This is a genomic window from Psychrobacter sp., assembly GCF_035469765.1.
Lineage (GTDB): Bacteria > Pseudomonadota > Gammaproteobacteria > Pseudomonadales > Moraxellaceae > Psychrobacter.
The window spans coordinates 1-5,803 of the sequence record NZ_DATIRM010000126.1 but is presented as its reverse complement, the minus strand read 5'-3'; the positions used below and the strand labels follow the sequence as shown (position 1 = coordinate 5,803).

4 protein-coding genes are annotated in these 5,803 nt (G+C 43.5%); all 4 read left to right on the top strand.

Annotated features, from left to right (window positions below):
* Positions 1 to 215 precede the first annotated feature (215 nt).
* Positions 216 to 1,025: a phosphatidate cytidylyltransferase gene (locus tag VLN09_RS03635; RefSeq protein WP_325243832.1), complete on the top strand. Its 810-nt coding sequence runs from the start codon at positions 216 to 218 to the stop codon at positions 1,023 to 1,025.
* Positions 1,026 to 1,186: 161 nt separating this feature from the next.
* Positions 1,187 to 2,395 (top strand): 1-deoxy-D-xylulose-5-phosphate reductoisomerase, encoded by a 1,209-nt coding sequence (gene ispC / locus VLN09_RS03630; protein WP_325243831.1) that lies wholly within the window; start codon positions 1,187 to 1,189, stop codon positions 2,393 to 2,395.
* Positions 2,396 to 2,453: 58 nt separating this feature from the next.
* Positions 2,454 to 3,827, top strand: a complete 1,374-nt coding sequence (rseP, locus tag VLN09_RS03625; protein WP_325243830.1) for an RIP metalloprotease RseP — start codon at positions 2,454 to 2,456, stop codon at positions 3,825 to 3,827.
* Between the two features lie 263 nt (positions 3,828 to 4,090).
* Positions 4,091 to 5,803 (top strand): outer membrane protein assembly factor BamA (gene bamA, locus VLN09_RS03620; RefSeq protein ID WP_325243829.1); only part of this gene is annotated, 1,713 nt, incomplete at its 3' end.

The following is a 5,803-nucleotide window of genomic DNA, read 5'->3' as shown; positions in this document are numbered from 1 at the left end:
AACCAGTGAGCAAGTAGCGACTGCACAGCAAATATCTTAAAGATTACGTTAATAATATTAGACGACTTTTGTCAGTTTTAGTCACTTACAATAGCGTGCGTCACTATCAATACGCTATTATAGTTCACAACTGGCTGTGATACCTCATTGTCTATAGTAAGCACTTATCAGCCAATTTGACCAAATGTTCTTCATTATTATAAGGCTCAATAAGTATGTGGCAACGAATTAAGACGGCAATTGTTCTCGTTATGATCGTTGGTATTGCAATGTTTGCGAGCCAAACTCCTATATTATTTGCACCACTTTTAGCGATTGGGGTGATTATTGCTGCCCATGAATGGACGAAGTTGATGCCAAAATGGCGTCAGCCGATTGTATTTGTCCTATTGGTGTTGCTGTTGACTTTAGTGTCGCTCATGTTCAAAGTGACTTGGCTATTTTGGTGGGTAGCTTCTGTTGTTATATGGCTAATGGCGCTGTCTTGGGTACGAGTTTTCCCAACATCTACCACTTGGTATGGTAAGCAGTTGGCCCTAATGGGTGTAGTGATATTAACGGCTTCAATTACCGCTATATTTTACTTATGGCAACTATCGGCATGGTGGCTACTGTATGTATTTTTATTGGTCTGGTGTGCAGATAGTGGTGCTTACTTTGTTGGGCGCAAGCTTGGTCGCCGAAAAATGGCACCGAATGTCTCGCCCAATAAAAGTATGGAAGGGCTGGCTGGCGGCTTAATCACCGGCTTGCTGGTCGTAGTAATTATCAGTGTCTTTAAGTTACAATTGACAGGCGCGGCGCTTATCGCCTTTGTAGCCTTATCAGCGCTGACAATTTTGGCATCAGTACTGGGCGATTTGTTTGAGTCGATGCTTAAACGCCGTGCTAATGTTAAAGATTCAGGAACGATTTTACCGGGGCATGGTGGAGTGCTTGATCGAATTGATTCGCTGCTATCTGCCACGCCGATATTTGCGCTTGGTTTTTGGGCGATACAACATTTTGGTTTGATGGTGGTTTAATCCGCTTGATGGCTGATTCGGTTTTCATTCTAGCTATGAAAACTGGGTCGTTTTCAACTATTTATACATACCCTTGCTGTCGCTTTTATTATTAGCCTCTCAAGTTTTTAACAGCTCATTTAATTTTCATTGTATTACTACCGTATCATTCATAGGCATCCATGGTTATGACCCAACGCATCGCCGTATTAGGCGCGACAGGCTCGATTGGCGACAGTACGTTAGCCATCTTGGCGGCACAACCACAGTATTATGACGTTTATGCTTTATCTGGGTATCATCGTTTAGACAAGCTGCTAGCTCTTTGTCAGCAGTTCGCCCCTAAGCGGGTTTGCGTACCAACAGCCGCGGTTGATGACTTTGCCAAGCGTCTTAGTTCGGTAGGTCTGGATATCGAAGTAGTTGGTGGCGATGCTGGTTTGGTAGATATTGCTATCGATTCACAAACTGATACTGTTGTCGCTGCTATCGTTGGCGCCGCAGGACTGCCTTCTACCTTAGCAGCAGCGCGTGCAGGCAAGCGTATTTTACTGGCAAATAAAGAAGCGCTGGTGATGGCAGGGCAAGTGATGATCAATGCGGTCAAAACCCATCATGCAATCTTGTTACCGCTTGATTCTGAACATAACGCTATTTTTCAGTGCTTGCCATTTGCCATCCAGCAGGATAATACCCAAATTCACCGACCAAACCATGGCGTGCGTAAGCTGTGGCTAACGGCTTCTGGTGGACCGTTTTTACAGCAGTCATTTACGCAGATGCAGCAAGCAAGTGTCGCTGAAGCGGTCAAACACCCAAACTGGTCAATGGGACAAAAGATATCCGTTGATTCTGCCACCATGATGAATAAAGGGCTTGAGCTGATTGAAGCCTGTCATTTATTCGATTTGCCTGAAAATAAGATAAATGTGGTGATTCATCCACAAAGTATCATTCACTCAATGGTAGAATATAGCGATGGCAGCTTTTTGGCGCAGCTTGGTAGCCCAGATATGAAAACACCAATTGCCCATGCGCTCAGTTATCCTGATCGTATTGACAGTGGCTCGCAGCCATTAGACTTATTTGCGCTCAATGGCTTAGAGTTTATCGAGCCTGATCTGCAAAAGTTTGCTTGTTTACGTCTGGCACGAGAGGCTATGCAAGCCGGTACTCATGCTACTATCATATTAAATGCGGCGAATGAGATTGCAGTATCAGCGTTTTTGGACAACAGGATTCGTCTGACGGATATTGCTGATATTAATGAGCAAGCATTGAATGAGATACAAGTGCCGTTATTAACTGAGACGGCCGATATTGATGAGATTTTGGCGATCGATAATATAGCGCGTCAGCACACTGAGAAGCTGGTAGCAAGATTGGCTTAGACGTATCAAATGCTATCGCCTTTATAATGATATTAAGAGTACCTACTGAGAAAAAATCATGACGTTTCTATTAACGCTCCTTGCGGCAATATTTGTCTTAGGTCCTCTTATTGCCTTGCATGAGTGGGGTCACTATATCGTGGCGCGCCTTTGCGGCGTTAAAGTACTCACGTATTCTATCGGTTTTGGTCCCAAACTTTTTGGCTGGACTAGCAAAAAAAGCGGTATTGATTATCGTATTTCAGCCTTGCCACTTGGCGGCTATGTCAAGATGCTCGATGAGCGTGAAGGTGAGGTAGCAAAAGATGAGCAGCATTTAGCCTTTAATCGCCAGCATCCGCTGAAAAAGATAGCCATTGTCGCCGCCGGTCCTATCATGAACTTCGTCATTGCGATTGTACTATTTTGGGTGTTATTTATGACCCCATCAGAGCAGCTCGCCACTAAGATTGGTCAGGTATTGCCGGATACGCCTGCCGCAATAGCCCAGCTGCCGGTTGGTGATAAGATCGTTGCGATTGATGGTCATGATGTGCAAACGTGGGAAGGTATCAATTATCGCCTTGCTGGGCGCATGGGTGAGACAGCTAATATAAGCGTTACGTTGCAATCAGAAGTAGACAAGGGTTCAACCAAGACCTATCAAGCGCCAGTTAAAGAGTTTATGCAAGGCGCTACTCAAGGTAAAGATGCCTTATCAAGCTTTGGTATGATACCGTGGCAACCAAATATCGCACCGATAGTCGGTGATTTAACGCCTGATGGTGCTGCGACGCGCCAAGGCCTAAAAGTCGGCGATCGCATCACTGCTATTAACGATGAAGCCATTAACGACTGGATTAGCGCCACTCGTATCATTCGTGATAGTCCTGAGACTTTGCTAACATTTAGCATATTGCGTGGTGATCAGCAGGTTGAGTTGCAGATTATGCCGCAAGGTAAAAAAGATAATTTAGGTAACGATTATGGACAAATTGGTGCTATGGTGGCACAGTCTGAGATTGTTATTCCTGATGAATATAAAACCACTGTGGTTTATGGTCCAGCTGAGTCATTAATCAAGTCATTTGAAAAGACTGAGCAGTTGGCTGTTATGACCGTCAGCTCAATGGGTAAAATGCTTTCAGGTATGATCGGACTGGAGAATTTATCAGGACCGATTACCATTGCCAAAGTCGCCAAGCAAAGTTTTGATATTAGCTGGCAAATGGTATTATCTACCGCGGCATTAATCAGTTTAAGTCTTGCTGTATTGAATCTGTTGCCTATTCCGGTATTAGATGGTGGTCATATCGTGTATTATCTGATTGAGTTGGTACGTGGTAAGCCACTCTCCGAAGGCGTACAAATGGTGGGCTTAAATATTGGCTTACTCTTGCTGGCAGGTTTCATGGTGTTAGCAATTGGTAATGATATCAGCCGGCTGTTTTGATGAGTTTGAGTATTGCTTAGCAAGTGCAAGGCGATAGGCTAATGGTTCTACGCTTATCTTGCGTTGATTGTTTGAATAGTCAGCAATTTGTTTTATTGCCTTGCTGCTGTACTAATTTTATTTTTTAGTTTATTTTATGATGCGTTTTATATAAAGTGTTCTGAGTCTACCTTCTATTTGTTGCTAATATGACGCAAAAGAGGCGAGGCAACATGTGCTTTTCAACTTAACTTAAGCAAGTTTTTTATTGACGGATAGTGTTTATGCGTACGCCTTTATTTATGAGCGCGGCTGGGTTGCCGTTAGTTGTAGCAATGATGAGTATGCCGGTTCAAGCTGCAGAATTTGTGGTCACTGATATTGGCTTTAATGGTTTACAACGCCTAACGCCTGATAGTTTATATCCAGTACTGCCTATTACGGTAGGTGATACGGTCAATGATGCAAATCTGGCTGCCAGTATCAAGGCGCTATATGCGACTGAAAACTTTGCTGATATTCAAAGCCGTATCGAAGGTGGCAAGCTGCGCTTTGATGTCGTTGAACGCCCAACGATTGCTGAAGTTAATTTTGATGGTAACAAGCTCATCCCAAAAGAAGGGCTTGAGCAAGGTCTGAGTAATGCAGGCTTGTCTGTTGGTGACGTGCTTAAACAAGCAACTCTGCAAGGCGTTGCAAACGAGCTACAACAGCAATATATCAGCCAAGGTTATTACAATAGTAATATTGAAGTTGATCAGACACTGCTTGATGGTAACCGTGTCAAACTTGACGTGCGCTTTATTGAAGGTAAGCCTGCCAAGGTAGTTGATATCAATGTTATTGGTAATAAACACTTTAGTGATAAAGAAATTAAAGAAGTCTTTGCGGTAAAAGAAACCTCTTGGACACGTCTATTATCTAAGTCTGATCGTTATGCAAAAGAGAAGCTGGCGGCAAGTTTAGAGAATCTAAAAGCCCTTTACCTAAATGATGGTTATGTACGCTTTTCGGTAGACAATGCGGTGCTCAATATCAGTGAAGATAAGAGCAGTGTGTTTATCGAAGTCAGTCTTAGTGAAGGCGAGCAATATCAGTTTGGCGAAATCAATTTCTTAGGTAAGCCAACTTTTGAAACCAGTGAGCTAAAAGAGCTGGTTACCTTTGATACTAAAGAAAAGTACTCGCAAGCCAAGCTTGATGCTACCACTGCCGCTCTTAAGAGCCGTTATGGTAATGAAGGTTATTATTTAGCGCAAATCAGACCAGTGCCGCGTATCAATGATGAGACCAAAGTAGTCGATATTGATTATTATATTGATCCTGCGCGTCCTATTTATGTTCGCCGTATCAATTTCACTGGTAACTTAAAAACCCAAGATGAAGTACTGCGCCGCGAAATGCGCCAGTTAGAAGGGTCACTTGCTTCTAGTGATAAAATTCAGCTGTCACGTACGCGTCTTATGCGTACAGGATTCTTCAAAAGCGTGAACGTCGATGTCAAGCCGGTGCCAAACCAGCCAGATCAAGTCGATGTACACTATACAGTTGAAGAGCAACCATCTGGTAGCTCAACCATTGCCGCCGGTTATTCACAAAGTGGTGGTGTTACGTTCCAACTAGATCTGACCCAAAACAACTTTATGGGAACTGGTGATCGCGTTAAAGCAGCATTATCGCGCTCAGAAACTCGTGACTCTTATAGTTTGGGCTATACCGACCCGTACTTTACAGAAAACGGCGTATCACAAGGTATCAGTGCCTATTATCGTGAGACCAAATACGATGATAGAAACGTTAGTAACTATGTTACCGATGCTTATGGTGCGACGCTTAACTATAGCTATCCAGTTGATGAAACCAAACGCGTGAGTGCCGGCCTAAATATCGATAATACGACAGTACGCGGTGGTAGCCGTCTTGGTATATCAAACGTTCAGCAAATTATAGATGACGGCGGTACGTTCGAGAAATTCACTGATACCGAACTTACTGGC